Origin of the sequence: Pseudomonas sp. RIT-PI-AD (assembly GCF_025642785.1) — a bacterium.
Lineage (GTDB): Bacteria > Pseudomonadota > Gammaproteobacteria > Pseudomonadales > Pseudomonadaceae > Pseudomonas_T.
In genome coordinates, this window is the sequence record NZ_JANZKU010000008.1 from 160,219 (window position 1) to 181,461 (window position 21,243).

At 68.1% G+C, this 21,243-nt stretch carries 16 protein-coding genes and 1 pseudogene; 15 read left to right on the top strand and 2 right to left on the bottom strand.

What is annotated here, in order from left to right:
- Nucleotide 1: 1 nt before the first annotated feature.
- Nucleotides 2–2,650: a pyruvate dehydrogenase (acetyl-transferring), homodimeric type gene (gene aceE / locus OGL92_RS09815; protein WP_263143306.1), complete on the bottom strand. Its 2,649-nt coding sequence runs from the start codon at nucleotides 2,648–2,650 to the stop codon at nucleotides 2–4.
- A 285-nt stretch (nucleotides 2,651–2,935) separates the two neighbouring features.
- On the opposite strand from aceE, the gene glnE reads away from it, so the two are divergent.
- From glnE to OGL92_RS09890, 15 genes and pseudogenes are all read left to right on the top strand, one after another.
- Entirely contained in the window at nucleotides 2,936–5,875 is a 2,940-nt protein-coding gene (gene glnE / locus OGL92_RS09820) for a bifunctional [glutamate--ammonia ligase]-adenylyl-L-tyrosine phosphorylase/[glutamate--ammonia-ligase] adenylyltransferase (RefSeq protein ID WP_263143308.1), read from the top strand.
- Nucleotides 5,876–5,998: 123 nt separating this feature from the next.
- Nucleotides 5,999–6,259: pseudogene (locus tag OGL92_RS09825) on the top strand (branched chain amino acid aminotransferase); the annotation flags it as partial.
- A gap of 149 nt (nucleotides 6,260–6,408) precedes the next feature.
- Nucleotides 6,409–7,446: a lipopolysaccharide heptosyltransferase II gene (gene waaF, locus OGL92_RS09830; RefSeq protein WP_263143309.1), complete on the top strand. Its 1,038-nt coding sequence runs from the start codon at nucleotides 6,409–6,411 to the stop codon at nucleotides 7,444–7,446.
- Entirely contained in the window at nucleotides 7,443–8,453 is a 1,011-nt protein-coding gene (waaC, locus tag OGL92_RS09835) for a lipopolysaccharide heptosyltransferase I (protein WP_263143310.1), read from the top strand. Before waaF ends, waaC begins: the two co-directional genes overlap by 4 nt.
- Entirely contained in the window at nucleotides 8,444–9,565 is a 1,122-nt protein-coding gene (locus OGL92_RS09840; protein WP_263143312.1) for a glycosyltransferase family 4 protein, read from the top strand. Before waaC ends, OGL92_RS09840 begins: the two co-directional genes overlap by 10 nt.
- A 70-nt stretch (nucleotides 9,566–9,635) precedes the next feature.
- The gene (gene rfaP, locus OGL92_RS09845) at nucleotides 9,636–10,457 is read left to right on the top strand and encodes a lipopolysaccharide core heptose(I) kinase RfaP (RefSeq protein WP_263143313.1); all 822 of its coding nucleotides are present in this window, start codon (nucleotides 9,636–9,638) and stop codon (nucleotides 10,455–10,457) included.
- On the top strand, nucleotides 10,457–11,191 hold the full coding sequence (locus OGL92_RS09850) for a lipopolysaccharide kinase InaA family protein (protein ID WP_263143314.1): 735 nt from the start codon (nucleotides 10,457–10,459) through the stop codon (nucleotides 11,189–11,191). Before rfaP ends, OGL92_RS09850 begins: the two co-directional genes overlap by 1 nt.
- Entirely contained in the window at nucleotides 11,188–11,934 is a 747-nt protein-coding gene (locus OGL92_RS09855; protein ID WP_263143315.1) for a lipopolysaccharide kinase InaA family protein, read from the top strand. Before OGL92_RS09850 ends, OGL92_RS09855 begins: the two co-directional genes overlap by 4 nt.
- The gene (locus tag OGL92_RS09860; RefSeq protein ID WP_263143317.1) at nucleotides 11,931–13,406 is read left to right on the top strand and encodes a lipopolysaccharide kinase InaA family protein; all 1,476 of its coding nucleotides are present in this window, start codon (nucleotides 11,931–11,933) and stop codon (nucleotides 13,404–13,406) included. The genes OGL92_RS09855 and OGL92_RS09860 overlap by 4 nt, the downstream gene beginning before the upstream one ends.
- A gap of 97 nt (nucleotides 13,407–13,503) precedes the next feature.
- A complete protein-coding gene (locus OGL92_RS09865) occupies nucleotides 13,504–15,258 on the top strand; it encodes a carbamoyltransferase (protein WP_263143319.1) in 1,755 nt (584 codons plus the stop codon).
- Between the two features lie 48 nt (nucleotides 15,259–15,306).
- Entirely contained in the window at nucleotides 15,307–16,452 is a 1,146-nt protein-coding gene (locus OGL92_RS09870; RefSeq protein WP_263143369.1) for a glycosyltransferase, read from the top strand.
- 8 nt (nucleotides 16,453–16,460) lie between these two features.
- Nucleotides 16,461–17,735 (top strand): capsule biosynthesis protein, encoded by a 1,275-nt coding sequence (locus tag OGL92_RS09875; protein ID WP_263143321.1) that lies wholly within the window; start codon nucleotides 16,461–16,463, stop codon nucleotides 17,733–17,735.
- A gap of 36 nt (nucleotides 17,736–17,771) precedes the next feature.
- Entirely contained in the window at nucleotides 17,772–18,527 is a 756-nt protein-coding gene (locus tag OGL92_RS09880) for a glycosyltransferase family 25 protein (protein WP_263143322.1), read from the top strand.
- Nucleotides 18,524–19,789 carry an O-antigen ligase family protein gene (locus OGL92_RS09885; protein ID WP_263143325.1) on the top strand — a complete coding sequence of 422 codons (1,266 nt, stop codon included), beginning with the start codon at nucleotides 18,524–18,526 and terminating at the stop codon, nucleotides 19,787–19,789. Before OGL92_RS09880 ends, OGL92_RS09885 begins: the two co-directional genes overlap by 4 nt.
- Nucleotides 19,782–20,630 (top strand): lipopolysaccharide core biosynthesis protein, encoded by an 849-nt coding sequence (locus OGL92_RS09890; RefSeq protein ID WP_263143327.1) that lies wholly within the window; start codon nucleotides 19,782–19,784, stop codon nucleotides 20,628–20,630. Before OGL92_RS09885 ends, OGL92_RS09890 begins: the two co-directional genes overlap by 8 nt.
- Here OGL92_RS09890 and OGL92_RS09895 read toward each other — a convergent pair.
- The gene (locus OGL92_RS09895; protein WP_263143328.1) at nucleotides 20,600–21,214 is read right to left on the bottom strand and encodes a lipopolysaccharide kinase InaA family protein; all 615 of its coding nucleotides are present in this window, start codon (nucleotides 21,212–21,214) and stop codon (nucleotides 20,600–20,602) included. The genes OGL92_RS09890 and OGL92_RS09895 overlap by 31 nt on opposite strands.
- Between the last annotated feature and the right edge of the window lie 29 nt (nucleotides 21,215–21,243).

A 21,243-nucleotide genomic window follows, 5' to 3' on the forward strand; every position in this document is an offset into this window, starting at 1 on the left:
CTCAGCAGTCCAGCGGATTGCGTTTTTCAGGGTCGATGCCGAACTTGACGATGGCCTCGGCCACCACCTTGGGTTCGATCTCGCCGCGGTCGGCGAGGGCTTCCAGGGCGGCCAGGGCCACCCAGTAGCGGTCGACCTCGAAGAAGTGGCGCAGCTTCTTGCGGGTGTCGCTGCGGCCGAAGCCGTCGGTGCCCAGCACCTTGTACTCCTTGCTCGGCACCCATTGGCGCACCTGCTCGGCGAACAGCTTCATGTAGTCGGTGGAGGCGACCACCGGCCCCCGGCGGCCGCTCAGGCATTGCTCGACGTAGCTCTGCTGCGGCTTCTGCCCCGGGTGCAGGCGGTTGTAGCGCTCCACGGCCAGGCCGTCGCGACGCAGTTCGTTGAAGCTGGTGACGCTCCAGACGTCGGCGCCGACGCCGAATTCCTCGCGCAGGATGATCGCCGCTTCGCGGACTTCGCGCAGGATGGTCCCGGAGCCGAGCAGCTGCACGTGCTGGGCGGCGTCCTTCTTGTCTTCCTCGAGCAGGTACATGCCCTTGATGATGCCGTCCTCGGCGCCTTTGGGCAGGGCCGGCTGGACGTAGGCCTCGTTCATCACGGTGATGTAGTAGAAGACGTTCTGCTGCTCTTCGGCCATCTGCCGGATGCCTTCGCGGATGATCACCGCCAGCTCGTAGCCGTAGGTGGGGTCGTAGGTGCGGCAGTTGGGGATGGTGCCGGCGAGCAGGTGGCTGTGGCCGTCCTCGTGCTGCAGGCCTTCGCCGTTCAGGGTGGTGCGCCCGGAGGTGCCGCCCACCAGGAAGCCGCGGGTGCGGCTGTCGCCGGCGGCCCAGGCCAGGTCACCGATGCGCTGGAAGCCGAACATCGAATAGAAGATGTAGAACGGCAGCATCGGTTGGTTGTGGTTGCTGTAGGAGGTCCCGGCGGCGATGAACGAGGACATGGCGCCGGCCTCGTTGATGCCTTCCTCGAGGATCTGGCCCTTCTGGTCCTCGCGATAGAACATCACCTGATCCTTGTCCACCGGCTCGTAGAGCTGGCCGACCGAGGAATAGATGCCGAGCTGGCGGAACATGCCTTCCATGCCGAAGGTGCGCGCCTCGTCGGGGATGATCGGCACGATGCGCTGGCCGAGCTCCTTGTCCTTGACCAGTTGCGACAGAATGCGCACGAAGGCCATGGTGGTGGAAATCTCGCGGTCGCCGGTGCCGTCGAGGATCGCCTTGAGGGTTTCCAGCGGCGGAGTCGCGATGCTGAAGCTCTCGGTGCGGCGCTGGGGCACGAAACCGCCCAGGGCCGAACGGCGTTCCGCCAGGTAGCGGGCTTCGGCGCTGCCTTCCTCGGGGCGGAAGAACGGCAGCTTGTCGAGGTCCTCGTCGCGCACTGGGATGTCGAAGCGGTCGCGGAATTTCTTCAGGCTGTCGACATCGACCTTCTTGGTGTTGTGCGCGGTGTTCTTCGCTTCGCCGGCGCCGGTGCCGTAGCCCTTGATGGTCTTGGCCAGGATGACGGTGGGCTGGCCCTTGTGGTTGACCGCCTGGTGATAGGCCGCATAGACCTTGTAGGGGTCGTGGCCGCCACGGTTGAGCTTCCAGATCTCGTCGTCGGACAGGTCTTCGACCATCGACAGCAATTCCGGGCGGGCGCCGAAGAAATGCTGGCGCACGTAGGCACCGTCCTTCGCCTTGTAGTTCTGGTACTCGCCGTCGACCACCTCGTCCATGCGCTGTTGCAGCAGGCCCTCGGTGTCCTTGGCGAACAGCGGGTCCCAGAAGCGGCCCCAGACCACCTTGTTGACGTTCCAGTTGGCGCCGCGGAAGTTGCCTTCCAGCTCTTGGATGATCTTGCCGTTGCCGCGCACCGGGCCGTCGAGGCGCTGCAGGTTGCAGTTGATGACGAAGATCAGGTTGTCGAGCTTCTCGCGGCCGGCCAGGGAAATCGCGCCGAGGGATTCCGGCTCGTCGCACTCGCCGTCGCCCATGAAGCACCAGACTTTCTGCTGGCCCTCAGGGATGAAGCCGCGGCTTTCCAGGTACTTCATGAAGCGCGCCTGGTAGATCGCCTGGATCGGGCCGAGGCCCATGGATACCGTGGGGAACTGCCAGAAGTCCGGCATCAGCCAGGGGTGCGGATAGGAGGAGAGGCCGTTGCCATCCACCTCCTGGCGGAAATTGGTCATCTGCTCTTCGCTGATGCGGCCTTCGAGGAAGGCGCGGGCGTAGATGCCCGGCGAGGCGTGGCCCTGGAAGTAGATCAGGTCGCCGCCGTGCTCGTCGGTGGGAGCCTTGAAGAAGTAGTTGAAGCCGATGTCGTAGAGGGTGGCGCTGGAGGCGAAGCTGGAGATGTGCCCGCCGAGATCCGGGTCGTGCAGGTTGGTGCGCATCACCATCGCCAGGGCGTTCCAGCGTACCAGCGAGCGAATCCGGCGTTCCATGAACAGGTCGCCGGGCATGCGTGCTTCGTGGGTCACCGGGATGGTGTTGCGGTAGGGCGTGGTGATCGCGTAGGGCAACTGGGTGCCGCTGCGGGTGGCCAGTTCGCCCATGCGGGTCATCAAGTAATGAGCGCGGTCTTCGCCTTCCTTATCGAGGACGGATTCCAGGGCGTCCAGCCATTCCTGGGTTTCGACGGGATCGAGGTCTTGCATGGCTTGCTCCAGGGCGGAAAGGCTTCCAGAATCGGAAGCCTGTTTTTTCGCGACCGGCCTTGTGGGCGGGCGCGGCGAATTCTTGGATGACCGGGGAGATAAACCGGCCTTTTGTAGTTTTACTACAAATCGACGGTCGTTTCAGCTTTTCGGGCACATTCTTTAGTAGTAAAACTACAATCACGCGGTTGCCGGCCGCAAGTGGCGGGGTCTCAGGCGTATCCGAGGACGCGCGCGTCCGGGCCTGGAAGCCGCCGGGCGGCCGGCGCCCGGAAAGGATAGACCATGAGCCTGCCCCCGCTGGCCGCCGCGCCGGCCGCCCTGCTTTCTTTCGCCGAACGCCTCGAAACCGACCTGCGCGAGCTCGCCGCGGGCCCCGACACGGCGAGCCTCCTGGCCGACTGGCCGGAGGCGCGCTGGGAGGCCCTGCGGCGGGTCGCCGCCGCCAGCGACTTCGTCGCCGAGCAGGTGCGGCGCGACCTTCCCACGTTTCTCGAACTGGCCGCCTCCGGCGCCCTGGAGCGGCGTTTCGCCCCGGGGGAGTTGCGCCAGCAACTGGAGGCCCAGCTCGAAGACTGTGCCGACGAGGACCAGCTGGCGCGCTGCCTGCGACGTTTTCGCAATCGCCAGCAGGTGCGCATCGTCTGGCGCGACCTGACCCGCCAGGCCGATCTCGGGGAAACCTGCCGCGACCTGTCCGATCTCGCCGATACCAGCATCGACCTCGCCTATCGCTGGCTCTACGTGCGCCATGCCGCGCAGTTCGGCACCCCCACCGGGCGCCGCACGGGGCTGGCCCAGCACATGGTGGTGCTGGGCATGGGCAAGCTCGGCGCGGGCGAGCTCAACCTGTCCTCGGACATCGACCTGATCTTCGGCTTCCCCGAGGGCGGCGAAACCCTCGGCGCCCGTCGCGCCCTGGACAACCAGGAGTTCTTCATCCGCCTCGGCCAGCGCCTGATCAAGGCGCTCGACGCCATCACCGTCGACGGCTTCGTGTTCCGCGTGGACATGCGCCTGCGACCCTACGGGTCGGCCGGCGCGCTGGTGTTCAGCTTCAACGCGCTGGAGCAGTACTACCAGGACCAGGGCCGCGACTGGGAGCGCTACGCCATGATCAAGGCGCGGGTGGTGGCCGGCGACCAGGACGCCGGGCGGCAGTTGCTGGAGATGCTGCGGCCCTTCGTCTATCGGCGCTACCTGGACTTTTCCGCCATCGAGGCGCTGCGCTCGATGAAGCAATTGATCCAGCAGGAGGTCCGGCGCAAGGGCATGGCCGACAATATCAAGCTGGGCGCTGGCGGGATCCGCGAAGTGGAGTTCATCGCCCAGGCGTTCCAGCTGATCCATGGCGGCCGCGACCTCAGCCTGCAACAGCGGCCGTTGCTCAAGGTGCTGGAGACCCTGGAAGGGCAGGGCTACCTGCCGGCGGCGGTGACCGGCGAGCTGCGCGACGGCTACGCCTTCCTGCGCTACGCCGAACACGCCCTGCAGGCCATCGCCGACCGGCAGACGCAGATGCTGCCGGAGGGCGAGCCCGAGCGCAGCCGGGTGGCGTTCATCATGGGCTTCGCCACCTGGGAGGCGTTCCTCGAGCGCCTGCAGCACTGGCGCGAGCGCATCGAATGGCACTTCCGCCAGGTGATCGCCGACCCCGACGAGGACGAGACGGGCGCCCAGGAGCCGAGCATCGGCTGCGAGTGGCTGCCGTTGTGGGAGGACGCCTACGACGAGGAGGCGCTCTGCCGACAACTGGGCGAGGCCGGTTTCAAGGCGCCGGGACAGGCTTTGAAACGCCTCGGCGACCTGCGTGGCGGCGGCCAGGTGCGCGCCATGCAGCGGATCGGCCGGGAACGCCTGGACGCCTTCGTGCCGCGCCTGCTGGCGCAGGTGGTGGAGCACGCCGATCCGGACCTGGCGCTGGAGCGGGTGCTGCCCCTGGTGGAGCGGGTGGCGCGGCGCTCCGCCTACCTGGTGCTGCTCAGCGAGAACCCCGGCGCCTTGCAGCGGCTGATCATGCTCTGCGCCGGCAGCCCATGGATCGCCGAACAGATCACCCGATTCCCGCTGTTGCTCGACGAGTTGCTCAACGAAGGCCGCTTGTTCAAGCCGCCCCAGGCGCCGGAGCTGGCCGCCGAGCTGCGCGAGCGATTGATCCGGATACCCGAGGACGACCTCGAGCAGCAGATGGAGGCGCTGCGCCATTTCAAGCTGGCCCACAGCCTGCGGGTGGCGGCGTCGGAAATCGCCGGGACCTTGCCGCTGATGAAGGTCAGCGATTACCTGACCTGGCTCGCCGAGGCGATCCTCGAGCAGGTGCTGGCCCTGGCCTGGCGCTACACGGTGGCGCGCCACGGCACGCCGAAGCGCGTCGACGGCAGCCCCTGCGACCCGGATTTCATCATCGTCGGCTATGGCAAGGTCGGCGGCCTCGAACTGGGCCACGGTTCCGACCTGGACCTGGTGTTCATTCACGACGGCGATGCGCAGACGGAAACCGATGGCGCTAAACCCATCGACGGGGCGCAGTTCTTCACCCGCCTGGGGCAGCGCATCATCCACCTGCTGACCACCCAGACCACCTCCGGCGCGCTCTACGAAGTGGACATGCGCCTGCGCCCCTCCGGCGCCGCCGGGCTGCTGGTCAGTTCGCTCGCGGCCTTCCAGCGCTATCAGCAACACGAAGCCTGGACCTGGGAACACCAGGCGCTGGTGCGCGCGCGGGTGCTGGTGGGCTGCCGGCGGGTCGCCGCCGCCTTCGAGGCGATCCGCGCCGAGGTGCTCGCCCGACCGCGCGATCCCCAGGTGTTGCGTGGCGAGGTGAGCGACATGCGCGCCAAGATGCGCGACAACCTGGGCACCCGCGCGACCGACGCCGGACGTGCGCCCAATGCCTTCGAAGCCGCGGCAACCTTCGATCTCAAGCAGGATGCGGGTGGTATCGTCGATATCGAATTTATGGTGCAATACGCGGCCTTGGCCTGGTCGCAGACCCATCCCGACCTGCTGCGCTACACCGATAACATCCGCATCCTGGACGGTTTGGCAGACGCCGGCCTCATGGCCGCCGCCGATGTCGAACTGTTGCAAGAGGCCTATAAGGCCTACCGCGCGGTAGCCCACCGGCTGGCCCTGCAAAAACAGCCGGCGGCGGTCGGCGGCGAGCAGTTCCATGCACAACGCCACGGCGTGATGCGCCTCTGGCAGGCGCTCGGGCTGACGTGACGCGTCGGCGGGCCCCGCTCCCGTCCCGGGCAGGTTCGAAACGGCGCGCGTCCGTCCCGCGCCCTTCCGGCCCCGCGACGGCATGGCGAGGGCGAGACTTTCACTCTTTGAGGAGCTGGCAATATGTCGATGGCCGACCGTGATGGCGTGATCTGGTATGACGGCGAAATGGTGCCGTTGCGCGACTTCACCCCCCACGTCCCGACCCACACCCTGGGTTACGGGATGGGCATGTTCGAAGGCCTGTGCGCCTACGAGCCCTCCCAGGGCACGGCGATCTTCCGCTTGCAGGCGCACACCGACCGGCCGTTCGACTCCGCCCACATCATGAACATGAAGCTGCCGTCCTCGAAGCAGGGGATCCGCGAGGCGAACCGCGCCGCGCTGGTCAGGTGAGCCGGCCAGGTCTTCGGCGTCTTCAGGCGAGTCTCGTCTCGAATGGGTTCGCGGCTGACAGGCCGGCTTCCGCGGCCAGGTCGTCGCGGTTTCGGTTCCCGGTCCTTTCCCCCTCTGCGCAAGCGCATCGCTAACTTATGAACATTCTCATCGTAGGTCCCAGCTGGGTCGGCGACATGGTCATGGCGCAGACGCTGTTCGCCTGCCTGAAACAGCGCCATCCGGACTGCCGGATCGACGTGCTGGCGCCCGACTGGAGCCGGCCGTTGCTCGAACGCATGCCGCAAGTGCGCGAAGCGCTCAGCCTGCCGCTCGGCCACGGCGCGTTCGAGCTGGCCACCCGGCGACGCATCGGGCAGGGCCTCAAGGGTCGCTACGACCAGGCGATCCTGCTGCCGAACTCGTTGAAGTCCGCGCTGGTGCCCTTCTTCGCCGGCATCCCGCAGCGCACCGGTTGGCGCGGCGAGATGCGCTACGGCTTGCTCAACGACATCCGCACCCTCGACAAGCGGCGTTATCCGCTGATGATCGAGCGCTTCATGGCCCTGGCCTATCCGCCGGGCAGTGAATTGCCCACGCCCTATCCGCGCCCGTCCCTGCGCATCGAGCCGGCCGACCGCGAGGCCGCACTCGCCGCCTTCGGCCTGAGCCTGGATCGCCCGGTGCTGGCCTTGTGTCCGGGCGCCGAATTCGGCGAGGCCAAGCGCTGGCCGGCCGAGCACTACGCCAAGGTCGCCGAGCTGAAGGTGCGCGCCGGCTGGCAGGTCTGGCTATTCGGTTCGCAGAAGGACCATCCGGGGGGCGAGGACATCCGCATGCGCCTGATCCCCGGCTTGCGCGAGGAGGTCACCAACCTCGCCGGGCGGACCAGCCTGGCCCAGGCCATCGACCTGCTGGCCTGCGCCGGCGCGGTGGTCTCCAACGACTCCGGGCTGATGCACGTGGCCGCTGCCCTGGACCGCCCGCTGGTGGCGGTGTACGGCTCCACTTCGCCGCTGTTCACGCCGCCCCTGGCCAGCCAGGTGGAGGTGGTCCGCCTCGGAATCGATTGCAGCCCCTGTTTCGACCGTACCTGCCGCTTCGGCCACTACGATTGCCTGCGTCAGCTCAAGCCGCCGCCGGTGATGGATGCCCTGGGGCGGCTGGTCGGCGATCCGCTCGAGGCCATTGAATGAGGGTTTTGCTGGTCAAGACGTCTTCGCTGGGCGACGTGATCCACACCCTGCCGGCATTGACCGATGCCGCCCGGGCGATTCCGGGCATCCGTTTCGACTGGGTGGTGGAGGAGGGCTTCGCCGAGATTCCCGCCTGGCATCCGGCGGTGTCCCAGGTGATCCCGGTGGCGCTCCGGCGCTGGCGCAAGCATCTTTGGAAGACTTGGCGCAGCGGCGAATGGACGCGCTTCAAGCAACGCCTGCGCGAAGCCGACTATGACCTGGTGATCGACGCCCAGGGCCTGCTCAAGAGTGCCTGGCTGACCCGCTACGTGCGCGCGCCGGTGGTCGGCCTGGACCGCGATTCGGCCCGCGAGCCCCTGGCCGCGCGCTTCTATACCCATGGCTACGCGGTGCCCTGGGGGCAGCATGCGGTGGAGCGGCTGCGCCAGCTGTTCGCCCGCGCCCTGGATTACCCGCTGCCGGGAAACGTCGGCGACTACGGCCTGGACCGCGCGCAACTGGCCGCACCCGCGGACACGCCCTACCTGCTGTTCCTGCATGGCACCACCTGGCCGAGCAAGCACTGGCCGGAAACCTACTGGCGGCGCCTGGCCGAGTGCATGAGCGAACGGGGCTGGGCGCTGCGCTTGCCCTGGGGCAACGACACCGAGAAAGCCCGGGCCGAGCGCATCGTCGCCGGCCTGGACGGCGCGGCGGTGCTGCCGCGGCTGAATCTCGCCGGGGTGGCCAAGGTCATCGCCGGCGCCCGCGCCTGCGTGGCGGTGGACACCGGGCTCGGCCACCTGGCGGCGGCGCTGGACGTGCCGACCCTGTCGCTCTACGGTCCGACCCTGCCGGCGCGGGTCGGCGCCTATGGCCGGGGTCAGGTGCACCTCTGCGCGAGCGGTCCGAACGCCGGCCTCGGCGACCGCGAGCGCCCCTGCTTCGACGACCTGCTGCCCGAACGGGTGGTCGCCGAGCTGGAAACCCTGTTGCAGGCGCCGGAGACCCCTCGATGCGTTTAGCTTTCATCCTCTACAAGTACTTTCCGTTCGGTGGCCTGCAGCGCGACTTCATGCGCATCGCCCTGGAATGCCAGCGGCGCGGCCATGACATCCGCGTCTACACACCGATCTGGGAGGGCGAGGTGCCGCCTGGTTTCGACGTGCGCGTGGTGCCGGTCAAGGCGCTGTTCAATCACCGGCGCAACGAGAAGCTGCTGGCCTGGGTCGAGCAGGACCTGGCGCGGCAACCGGTGGACCGGGTGGTCGGCTTCAACAAGATGCCGGGGCTGGACGTCTACTACGCGGCGGATGGCTGTTTCGAGGACAAGGCACAGACCCTGCGCAACGGCCTGTATCGCCAATGGGGCCGCTACAAGCATTTCGCCGATTACGAACGCGCGGTGTTCGCCCCCGAGTCCAAGACCGAGATCCTGATGATCTCCGAGGTGCAGCAGCCGCTGTTCGTCAAGCACTACGGCACGCCCGCCGAGCGTTTCCACCTGTTACCGCCGGGCATCGCCAGCGACCGCCGCGCACCGGCCAACGCCGCCGGGATCCGCGCGGAATTCCGCGCGGAGTTCGGCCTGGCGGAGGACGAGCGGCTGGTGGTGCAGATCGGGTCCGGGTTCAAGACCAAGGGCCTGGACCGCAGCCTCAAGGCCATCGCCGCCCTGCCGCGCGAGCTGAGGCGGCGTACCCGGCTGATCGCCATCGGCCAGGACGACCCCAAGCCGTTCCTGTTGCAGATGAAAGCCCTGGGGATTTCCGACCGGGTGCAGATCCTCAAGGGCCGCAGCGACATCCCGCGCTTTTTGCTCGGCGCCGACCTGCTGATCCACCCCGCATACAACGAAAACACCGGAACCGTGCTGCTGGAGGCCCTGGTCTCCGGCCTGCCGGTGCTGGTCACCGACGTCTGCGGCTACGCCCACTACATCCGCGAGGCCGATGCCGGCCGGGTACTGCCCAGCCCCTTCGCACAGGAACGCCTGGACCGCGAGCTGGCCGAGATGCTCGCCGACGACGCCGCGCGCGCCGCCTGGTCCGGCCACGGGCTGGCCTTCGCCGACTCGGCGGACCTGTACTCGATGCCCGAGCGGGCCGCCGACGTGATCCTCGGAGTCCCGGCATGACGCACCCTTGCCGTGTGCCGGCGGCCGGCAGCGCCGCCGGCGATTTCTCCCGCGCAGGAGGGCCCGCCCGATGAAGCTCATCCTCGCCGAACCCTTCCGCACGCTCTGGTCCGGGCGCGATGCCTTCGCCGAAGTGGAGAAGCTCCAGGGCCAGGTCTACCGCGAGCTGGAAGGCCGCCGCACCCTGCGCACCGAAGTCGCGGGACGCGGTTATTTCGTCAAGATCCACCGGGGCATCGGCTGGGGCGAGATCGCCAAGAACCTGCTGACCGCCAAGGCGCCGGTGCTCGGCGCCGGCCAGGAGTGGACGGCGATCCAGCGCCTGACCGAGGCGGGCGTGCCGACCATGACCGCGGTGGCCTACGGCGAGCGCGGCGGTAACCCGGCGACGCAGCATTCCTTCATCGTCACCGAAGAATTGGCGCCGACCCTCAGCCTAGAGGATTTCAGCCTGGACTGGGCGCGCACGCCGCCGGCGCCGGCGCTCAAGCACGCGCTGATCGCCGAGGTGGCGCGGATGACCGGCGACATGCACCGTGCCGGGGTCAACCACCGCGATTGCTACATCTGTCACTTCCTGCTGCACACCGACCAGCCGGTGCGCGCCGGGTCGTTCCGCCTCTCGCTGATCGACCTGCACCGCGCCCAGACCCGCGCGGCGACGCCCCGGCGCTGGCGCGACAAGGACCTGGCCGCGCTGTACTTCTCCGCCCTGGACATCGGCCTGACCCGGCGCGACAAGCTGCGCTTCCTGCGCACCTACTTCCGCCACGCGGCCGGGCAGGGTTCGCTGCGGCCTATCCTGCGCGACGAGGCGCGGCTGCTGGGCTGGCTGGAGCGCAAGGCGGCCAAGCTGTATGCCCGTAAACAACGGTATGGGGACGCGCTCTGATGGCGAGTTGGAACCTGGCGGCGGAATACCGGGAGCTGGCGCAGGAGTTCGGCAGCCTGGAGGCGGTATTCGCCCTGGAAGGCGAGCGACTGACCCAGGACCCCCTGTCGGAAGTGGTGCGCGTCCAGCGCGCCGGGGTGCGCTACTACGTCAAGCGCTATTGCGGCGCCGGCAAGGGCCTGCGGCGCTTCCTCGGCCGCCCGCGGGTCAAGGCCGAGTGGCAGAACCTGCGACACTTCGCGCGCTGGGGCATTCCCACCGCGCCCATCGTCGCCTGGGGCCTGGAGCGCGAGGGCGGGGTGTTCACCCGCGGTGCGCTGATCACCCGCGAGTTGGTCGACACCGAGGACCTGGCGCTGCTGGCCAAGCGCGGCGATCCGCGCCTGCGCGACCCCGCCTGGGTCGAGGCGGTCGGCCGGCAACTGGCCGAGGCCACCCGGACCCTGCATGCCCATCACTTCGCCCACAACGACCTGAAGTGGCGCAACCTGTTGGTGGACGGCAGCGGCCGTCTGTTCTTCATCGACTGCCCGACCGGCTCGTTCTGGTGGGGCCCGCTGTTGCGTCGGCGCATCGTCAAGGACCTGGCCTGCCTGGACAAGGTCGCCAAGCACCAGTTGTCGCGCACCCAGCGGCTGCGCTTCTACCTGCACTACCGCGGCTATCGGCGCCTGACCGCGGCGGACAAGGTGCGGATCGCCCAGGTCTTGGATTTCTTCGAGGGGCGCGAATGAGCGATTTCATCGCCACCGGCGACCGCGCCTTGCTCGACCGCCACGGCCTGGCCGGCTACGACGCGCTGTGGGCGCTCGACCTGCCGGCGGTGGACGAACCCAACGTCGAGCGCGGCGGCTGGAGCAGCGTCTATCGCCTGGACCTGGGCGAGGCGGCCTTCTACCTGAAACGCCAGAGCAACCACCTGACCCGCAGCCTGCGCCACCCCTTCGGCGAGCCGACCTTCGCCCGGGAGTTCCGCAATATCCAGCGCTACCGGCAGCTCGGGATCCCGGCCCTGGAGGCCGTGTACTTCGGTGCCCGGCAGGTGCGAGACGAGCGCCGCGCGCTGCTGCTGACCCGCGCCCTCGACGACTGGCGCGAGCTGGACGGCTTCCTGGCGGGCTGGCAGGCCCTGGAACCCGCCCGCCGCCAAGCGATCCTGCGGGCCTGCGGCTTGCTGGCCCGGCGCCTGCACGCGGCCGGGCAGATGCACGGCTGCTTCTATCCCAAGCATATTTTCCTGCGTGAGACCGAAAGCGGCTTCGAGGCCTGCCTGATCGACCTGGAGAAAACCCGACCGCTGCTGTTCGGCTGGCGCGACCGGGTCAAGGACCTGGAACCCCTGTTGCGCCGTGCGATGGCCTGGAGCGAGGACGAGGTGCGCTACCTGCTCGGCGTCTACCTGGGCGACGGAACCCAGGTCGACACCTGGTGGCGGCGCCTGTCGAGACGCCGCCAGCACAAGGAGGCACGCCTATGAACCTCGCCGAGCTGGCCCGCGCCGGGCGTACGCCGGCGCTGCCGCTGCGGATCGAGCTGGCGGACGCCGCCGGTCCGGCCAGCCTGACCCTGCACCGGCTGTTGCGGGTATTGCCGGGCCAGCGCTACGTCGGCGTCGCCGAATGGCGGGGGCGCAAGGTGCTGGCCAAGCTGCTGGTGGGCACCAAGGCCGCCCGGCATTTCCAGCGCGAGCGCGAGGGCGCGCGCCTGCTGGCCGATCAGCGGTTGGCCACCCCGGCCCTGCTCGCCGAGGGCCTGGCGGAGGGGCAGGGCGGCTGGCTGCTCTTCGACTACCTGGCCGACGCCCACAGCCTGGCCGATGCCTGGTTGGACGTGGAGGCCCAGACGCCGCTGTCCGAGGCCCAGGCCGCGGTGCTCGGCGAGGCCCTGGCGGCCATCGCCGGCCTGCATGCCAAGGGGCTGTGGCAGGCCGACCTGCACCTCGACAACCTGCTGCGTCAGGACGACGTGCTGTACCTGATCGACGGCGGGGGCGTGCAGGCCGAGCAGCCCGGCCAGCCGCTTTCCCGCGAACGGGTGCTGGACAACCTGGGGGTGTTCTTCGCCCAGTTGCCGCCGGCCCTGGAGCCCTTCACCGAAGAACTGTTGGTGCACTACCTGCTGGCCAACGGCGAGCATGCCCTGCCGCTGGAAGCCCTGCTGCAGCGGGTGGCGCGGGTACGCCGCTGGCGCCTGCGCGATTACCTGCGCAAGGTCGGCCGCGATTGCAGCCTGTTCAGCGCGCGGATCGGCGCCTTCGGCCTGCGCGTGGTCCGTCGCGACTGCGAGGGCGCGCTCGACGCCCTGCTGGCCGACCCCGACCCGTTGGTGGACGCGGGGCACCTGTTCAAGACGGGCGGCGCCGCCAGCGTGGCCAGGGTCGATCGCCAAGGCCGTTCCTGGCTGGTCAAGCGCTACAACGTGAAGAACCCCGCCCATTGGCTGAAACGCTTCTGGCGACCCAGCCGCGCCTGGCACAGCTGGTACGAGGGCAATCGCCTGGCGTTTCTCGGGATCGCCACCCCGCGCCCGCTGGCGGTGCTGGAGCGGCGTTTCTGCTGGCTGCGCGGACGCGCGTACCTGATTACCGAATATGTGCCGGGTGACGATATAATCGCGCGCTTCCAGCCCTACCTCGCGGCGAACGCAGGCGTTCCGCCGGAATCCGAGCTGGTCGCCCTGGATCGTCTGTTCGCCGCGCTGATCCGCGAGCGCATCAGCCATGGCGACCTCAAGGGGCATAACCTGTTGTGGGAAGGGGACCCCGAAGGCGGGCGCTGGTCGATGATCGACCTGGACGCCATGTGCCAACACCGCAGTCCGCGCCGCTTCGCCCGCGCCTATGCCCGCGACCGCGCCCGCTTCCTGCGCAACTGGCCGGCGGACAGCGGGTTGTACCGGCTGCTCGACGCACGTATTCCCGTAGCCAGCGTCAGCGCCGACCCGGCCTGACGCGGCTGCAAGGGCTCCGCCAGCGGGCGGAGCGACCCATATAAACGACCGCCGCGGCTTCGCTTATCGAGCCGCGCTGTTTGAAGAGGCTTTATCTGTGGCATTGACGATCCTCGGCCTATCCGGCGCCCTGAGCCATGACCCCTCGGCGGCGCTGTACATCGACGGCAAGCTGATCGCCGCCGCCGAAGAAGAACGCTTCGTGCGCGACAAGCACGCGAAGAACCGCATGCCCTACGAGTCGGCGAAGTTCTGCCTGGAACAGGCCGGGATCACCCCCGCCGACGTCGACGTGGTGGCGATCCCCTTCGCCCCCATCAGCCTGTTCGGCAAGGCCCGCTGGCACTACGCCAAGCGCTATTTCTACGCGCCGGACCGTGCCCTCGACGCGATCCTGATGGGCAACCGCCGCTACAAGCGCTACCGCCGCAAGATCCTCTGGTGCCTGGAGCAGCTCGGCTTCGACGCGAAGAAGGTCACGCTCGAACCGGTCGAGCACCACCTGGCCCACGCCTCCAGCGCCTACCACTGCTCCGGCTTCAAGGAAAAGACCGCGATCCTCGGCATCGACGGCAAGGGCGAGTACGCCACCACCTTCTTCGGCTATGGCGAGAACGGCGTCATCCACAAGCTCAAGGAATTCTACGATCCGGATTCCCTGGGCGGCCTGTACGGCGCCATCACCGAGTTCCTCGGCTTCGAGATGCTCGACGGCGAGTTCAAGGTGATGGGCATGGCGCCCTACGGCGACGCGGCGAAGTACGATTTTTCCCGCCTGGCGAGCTTCGAGAACGGCGAGCTGGTGATCAACACCGAATACGCCAACGTCATCGGCTTGCGGCGCTACAAGGAAAACGGCAAGGGTTTCTATTTCTCGCCCAAGCTCATCGAGTGGCTGGGGCCGAAGCGCCAGGGCGACATCGCCGACGACCCCTACATCCATTACGCGGCGAGCATGCAGGCACTGTTCGAGAAGCTCGCCCTGGAGATGATGGATTACTACCTGGGCGACATCATCCGCGAGACCGGCAAGATCGCCTTCGCCGGCGGCTGCGCGCTGAACGTCAAGCTCAACCAGAAGATCATCGCCCGCGAAGAGGTCAAGGAGCTGTTCGTGCAGCCGGCCTCGGGCGACGCCGGCACCGCGGTGGGCGCCGCCGCCTATGTGTCGCAGCGCCGTGGCGTGCCGGTGGAGAAGATGGAACACGTCTACCTCGGCCCGTCCTACAGCAACGAGGACGTGATCGCCGCCTGCGCGCGGCACCCGCACAAGCCGGTGTGGAAGAAGATCGACGACATGCCCCGGCGCATCGCGCGGATCATGGTGGCCGGCAACCCGGTGGCCTGGTTCCAGGGCCGCATGGAGTTCGGCCCACGCGCCCTCGGCGGGCGTTCGATCGTCGGCTGCCCGAGCAGCGCCGGGGTCGCCGACCGGATCAACGAGCAGATCAAGTTCCGTGAGCGCTGGCGGCCGTTCTGCCCGTCGATGCTGGATACCGTGGGCCCGCAGATGCTCAAGGTCGACCACCCGTCGCCCTTCATGACCTTCACCTTCGAGGTGCACGAGGAGTGGAAGAGCCGCGTGCCCGAAGTGGTGCACGAGGACGGCACCTCCCGCGCCCAGGTGCTCAAGCGCGACTACAACCCGCGCTACTACGACATGATGAAGGAGCTGGAGAACCTCACCGGCAACGGCGTATCCCTGAACACCTCGCTGAATCGCCGTGGCGAGCCGATGGTCTGCTCGCCCACCGATGCGCTGAACATGTTCTACGGGTCCGACCTGCGTTACCTGATCATGGAAGACATCCTGGTGGTCAAGGATGGCATGGACTGGCATGAGCCGGTCTGAGCCCTCCCGGGGTTTCGCAGCGTGAGCCCGCCGGTCGGGGACGTGCCGGTGGAGGAGCCGTCGGGCGCGCCGCGCGCGCGCCGGGACGGGCCGCGGGTGTTGCAGTTCTGCCATGGCTACGACGGTCCCTTCCTGGACTGCGCCCGGCAGTACGCGAGCCTGTTCGCGGGGACACCTTACGCGGTGACCACCGTCTACCTCACCGGCGCGCCGAGCGCGGCGGTGGAGCGGGGTTCGGCCTCCGACGAGGTGATCTTCCTCGACTACAGCAGCCGCGACGTACGCGGCCTCAAGCTGAAGGCCATCGCCGATCTGCGCCGCCTGCTGCGCGGGCGGGATTTCCGTTTCTGCATCGCCCACCGTTTCAAGCCGGTCTACGTGGCGCTGTTGGCCAGTACGTTGCCGGTGATCGGCGTGCACCACGCCTTCGGCGACTACCGGCGCCTGTCGCGGCGCCTGTTCGCCCGGCTGTTCCGCGCACGCCTGAGCCTGCTCGGCGTTTCCAACGCGGTGCGCGACGACATGCGGGCGTGCCTGCCGGATTGGCCGGCCGAGCGCATCGAAACCCTTTACAACCGCCTGGACCGCCATGCCGTGCAGGGCGCCCTGCTGGAGCCAGGCGAGGCGCGGCGTGCCTTGGGCCTGCCGGAAACGGCCTGGATCCTGGGCAACGTCGGCCGCCTGCATCCGGACAAGGACCAGGCCACCCTGATCCGCGCCTTCGCCCAGGCCCTGCCCGGGCTGCCCGCCGGCAGCCTGCTGGCGATCATGGGCAGCGGGCGCCTGGAGTCTGAGCTGAACGCCCTGGCCGACCGGTTGGGCGTTGCCGGCCAGGTGCGCTTCCTCGGCCAGGTGGCGGATGCGCGGCATTATTTCCGGGCCTTCGACCTGTTCGTCCTGAGTTCCGACCACGAGCCTTTCGGCATGGTGTTGCTCGAGGCGATGGCCGCGGGCGTGCCGGTGGTGGGCAGCGATTGCGGCGGCGCGCCCGAGGTGCTGGAAGGCGCGGGCACCTGTTTCCCCTTGGGCGACGTCGTGGCCCTGGCGGCCGCGTTGACGCAGGCCTCGCGCCGGGAAGCGGCGCAGGTGGAGGACGAGCGCCGGCGCCAGCTCCAGCGGTTGGACGCGCTGTTTTCCGATGCCGCGGCGCGACAGCGTTTCTGGACGCTGCCGATGACCGCCGGCTATCGCTGAGGGCCGCCATGAGCCAGCCGCCCCTCGACGACAACCCCTGGCGCGCCAAGGCCCGGGCCCTGGACCGCTACCGCTGGCAATTGCTGCGGGAGCGCCACGGGCTGTTCGGCAGCCTGCTGCGATTTGTCCGCGAGGCCTGGTTCGACCTGTTGTTCGGCTGGCGTGCGCGGCGGCGCCTGGACGATGGGGTACAGACGCTGGCCTGCGAACTGCTGCTCCTGCAATCGGCGCCCAAGGTCATCGCGTTCCAGCGCAAACGGTTGCTGATCGACACCCTGAGGGCGCGCGGTCACCTGCTGCTGGAGACCGCCCTCGACGAGCCGGCGCGCCTGCTCGCCGGCCGCTGCCTGGCCGCGCCCCCCTATCCGGTGCCCTTGCGGTATTTCGGCTATGCCGCCCACGCCCAATGGCTGGAGCGCCGCTACCAGCCCCGGCTCTTGCTGAACGACCGCAACGGCAGCTTCTACGTGCCGTTCCTGCGCCTGGCGCTGAACGCGCGCGGCGCCTTGCTGGTGCACCTGGCCCACGCCAGCACGGTCGAGGGATCGCGGCGGCTGGGCATGAACGACTATGACTACTACCTGCTGTTCGGCCGCAGTTCGCTGGAAGCGCTGCTGGCGCGGCGCCTGCGTTTCGGCAGTTCGCGGGCGGTGCTGTGCGGCTCGCACATGATCGACGGCAGCTACGAACTGCCGCCGCCGCAGATGGGCGAGCGAACCCTATTGTTGCTGGGGGTCGGCCCGGACAAGGAAAAGCTGCCGGGCTATCGCCGCACCTATCGCCTGCTGCGCGAATGGGCGCAACGCCATCCCGAGCAGCGTTTGCTGGTCAAGGCGCATCCGCGCAGTTCCGCCACCTTCTGGCGCGAGGCCGCCGCCAGCCTGGGCAACGTCGAGCTGCTCCCCCCGGGCTGTGGGCTCGCCGATGCGCTGGCCCGGGCCTCGGCGGTGTTCAGCGTGATCTCCAACGCGGTGATCGAGGCCACCCTCGCGGGCAGGCCGGTGATTTATGTGAACGTTTCCCAGGAAACGGATATCTTCCAGCAGGAGCGTTTCTTCGGCCCGGCGGTGCGGGACCTGCCTACTCTGGAATCGCGCCTGCGGGCGCTGGAGCACGACTATCCGATGGAAGTGGAAAAAGCGCGTCAGTTCTGTGAATACCATCTGGCGCATCGCGTCGCCGGCCTGGCCAATACCCTGGAAGTCCTTGAGGCCCTGCTGCAAGGCCGGCCGCAAAGCATCGCCAGCCATCCGTTGCCCGCCGCGCCTTCCGGTTCGGTGTGACATGCGCTTCCCTTCCTTTGCAGCGAGTTTCCGAGCGTGAGCGCCAAGCCGAACAAGGCCTGTTTTTTCGACCACGTCCTGGTGATCAACCTGGATTCCCGCGAGGACCGCTGGGCGGAGATGCAGCGGCAGTTCCAGCGTTTCGGCATTCAGGGCGCCGAGCGGCTCTCGGCGATCCGCCCGGACCTGGACATCCTGCAGCGTCCGGAACTGGTCGAACTCCACGCCTTCCTGCGGCGTACCGACGGCGAAAGCCCGGGCCTGGCGAGCAAGGTGCGCGCCACCTGGGGTTGCATGCAGAGCCACCTGGACGCCTTGCGCCACGCGCAACGACAGGGCTGGCCCCATGTGCTGATCCTCGAAGACGACTGTGTGTTCGAGTCCTACACGCTGCCGGTGCTGAACCGGGTCGAGCGGCAGCTGCGCGGGCAGGACTGGGACCTGCTCTACCTCGGCGGCACCCTGAAGAAGAAAGGCGGTCGCAAGACGGCCGTCTCCGCCAACCTGGCGCGCGTGTCGCGGGTCAGGCTGGCCCATGCCTACCTGGTCAGCGAGCGCCTCTATTCGCGGATTCTCGATGAGGCGGCGGCCTCTGGCCTGCCGCTGGATTGGTACTACTCGGAAGTCCTGCAACCGCAGGTGGCGACCTTCATGGTCAAGCCGGTGCTGGCCAACCAGCGGTTGAACGACATGAGCGACATCGAGGCGGTCAGCCGCCGTCCCAAACTGAAATTCCGCAAGGCGCTCACGCGCGGGTGGAGCCGAATCCGCTATTGGAGCGAGTTGAGTTGAATCAAGCGGTATTGTCGCCATCCCTGGACACGCGCCGAACGGGCCAGGAGTTACCCATCCAGGGCGCCGCATCGGCTGCGGGTCGCGATTGGCTGGCCCTGTGGCTGGCCGCCGGGCTGCTCTGGTGGCTGGTCGGGATGCCGTTGCTGCCGTCCAGCAAGCATTATCACCAGGGATTGATGGCGCTGTTCTGGCTGCCCGGCGTGATCGCGTTGGTCCGCCATGCCTCCCTGCGCCGCGCCTGGCGCCAGCCGTTGGCCATCCTCCTGCTGCTGTTCACCGGCTGGTCGGCGCTGAGCTGGTTTTGGAGCCCGGCGGACATAGCCGGCGACGAGACCAAGATATTCCCCTATGTACTGCTCGCCGCCAACGCGGTGATCGCCCTCGGCTGCCTGGCGCCGGCGTTGTTCTGGCGAACCCTGGCCCTGGCCTGCCTGCTCAACGGGCTCTGCGCCTGGGTCGCGCTGGGTTATTTCTACGGCTGGCAGGAGCACGGCTGGCGCGACCGGGTGGTCGGCACCGGCCTGCTCAACCACCCGATCCTCGGCGCCCAGGTGTTCACCGCCCTGGCGGTGTTGCTGGCGGGCCTGCGCCGCCATCTGCCGGCCGCGTTGCGCACTTGGGCCTGGTGCCTGGCCGGCTGTGGCTACCTGGGGTTCCTGGTCATGTGTCAGTCCAAGGGCCCTTGGCTGGCGGCGGCCATCACCGTGCTGCTGACGCCGCTGTGGTGGCGCGATACCCGCGCCGGCGTGGGCGTCGCGCTGTTCTCCGCGCTGGGCCTGTTCGCCTTCTGGATGTGGCCGGACTTCATGCTGCAACGGGGCCTCTCGTTTCGCCCGGAACTGTCCGACCAGGCCTGGCTGGAATTCCTCCGGCATCCGCTGCAGGGTATCGGTTTCGCCAGCGGCTACGTGCTCAAGGTGGGGCCGGACATGATCGCATTCGAACATGCGCACAACGTCTACCTGCACATCGCCATCCGCTTGGGCGCGGTCGGCCTGGCGCTGTGGTTGGCGATGCAGCTCATGGCGTTCTGGCGCACCTGGCGCGCCCATGCCGAGGTGGAGGCGCGCGCGCTGTGCGCCCTGCTGTGCTTCGCCGGGCTGGCGATGCTCACCGACGGCGTCGGCCCCTGGGTCAAGCCACGGGAAGAGTGGTTCTGCACCTGGCTGCCGCTGTTCCTGGTATTGGCCTGGCTGAGCATTCGCCGCCAGGCGCGCAGGGCCGACGAGGCTCGGGAGGTGGGCGGCAATCATGCTTGAACAGATCACCCAGGCGGCGCTGCGGCAGCGCTTGCAGGCGTTTCTCGACAGCGACCGGCATTTCGCCCGGATGCGCGGCAGTCACTCCGGACCGGTGGTGATCTTCGCCTCCGGCCCCTCCGCCGGGGCCTTCCCGCTGGAGCGCTACCGGCACCTGCCGATGTTCGCGGTGAACGGTTCCATCGTGCGGTTCGTCGAGCACGACATCCATCCCCTGTTCTACCTCTGCGACGACGCCGGCTTCGTCAGCGCGCGCTTGCCGCTGGCGGTGCAGGGCGTCGCCTGGGCGCAGCAGGCGGCATTCGGCTACGACGCCTTGAAGACCTTGCTGGAAATGGCGCCGGACAGCGTGGAAGGCCAGTCGGTCTACCTGATGCAGCGGGTCAACCGGCCGCTGGAAGGCGAGCCCTTGTCCAACCGCCGCTACTCCTGGAGCGTCCGCAACGACCCGGATATCGAGTGCGGCTTCTCGCTGTTACGGCAGAAGCCCAACCGCATCGGTTTCAGCCGCGACATGTCCAAGGGGTATTTCGGCGGCCGCACCATTCCCTATGCGGGCCTGCAAATGGCCTATCACCTGGGCTTCGACAAGGTCTTCTTGGTGGGCTTCGATCTCAACGCCCACCCGGGGCGCTTCTACGAGCAGGGCGAGCAGGCGTTGAACAGTCGCCTCGACGACGACTACGGCGGCTACATCCTGCCCAGCTTCGAGTTGATGGCGCGACGGGTGATCAACCCGGCGTTCCAGGTCTACAACCTGTCCGGCGAGAGCCGCCTGCCGGCGACCCTGGTGCCGAAGATCGGGCTGGATCAGCTCGACGAACTGCTCGCTTCCGTATAGCAGTCCATCAGCCTGTCCCAGGGGAAGTCCTCGACCTTGCGCCGGTGCAGGTAGTTGCGCAGGTGCTCGAAGTTGCGCTGCACCAGGGTCCGCCCCAGGGGGCGGCCCTTGAAGCGCATGTCGAGGAAGTCGATCAGGCCGAATTCGCCTTCAGGGGTCAGCAGGATGTTGCCCAGGTGCAGCGAGCGGAAATAGATCCCGCGCCGGTGCAATTCGAGGATGTAGCGCGCCAGCGCCGGCAACTGCGAATCGAAGGCGCTGCGCGACTGACGGTAGAGGCTGTCCAGCGGCTGTCCCACCAGCGGCCGATAGAGGCAGGCGCTGACCGCTTGCTCGCGGTCCAGCCAATAGCAGTCGACGATGTGCGGGGTATGGATGCCGAGGCCCTGCAGGCGTTCGGCGTGGTGCTGGAAGCGCCGCGCGGCCGGGCGCAAGCGGTTGAGCAGGCGATTGCCGCGCGCGCGGAAGATCTTCAACAGCTCACCGCTGGCCAGCTTCACCACCTTGGGACCGAAGCTGTCTTTTTCCAGCAGCTCCCCCTGGCTCAGCCAAATTTGTAATTCGTTCGCTGTTACAATCCGCATCTTGTCTCTCTAGCCAGTCGTACGAGGCT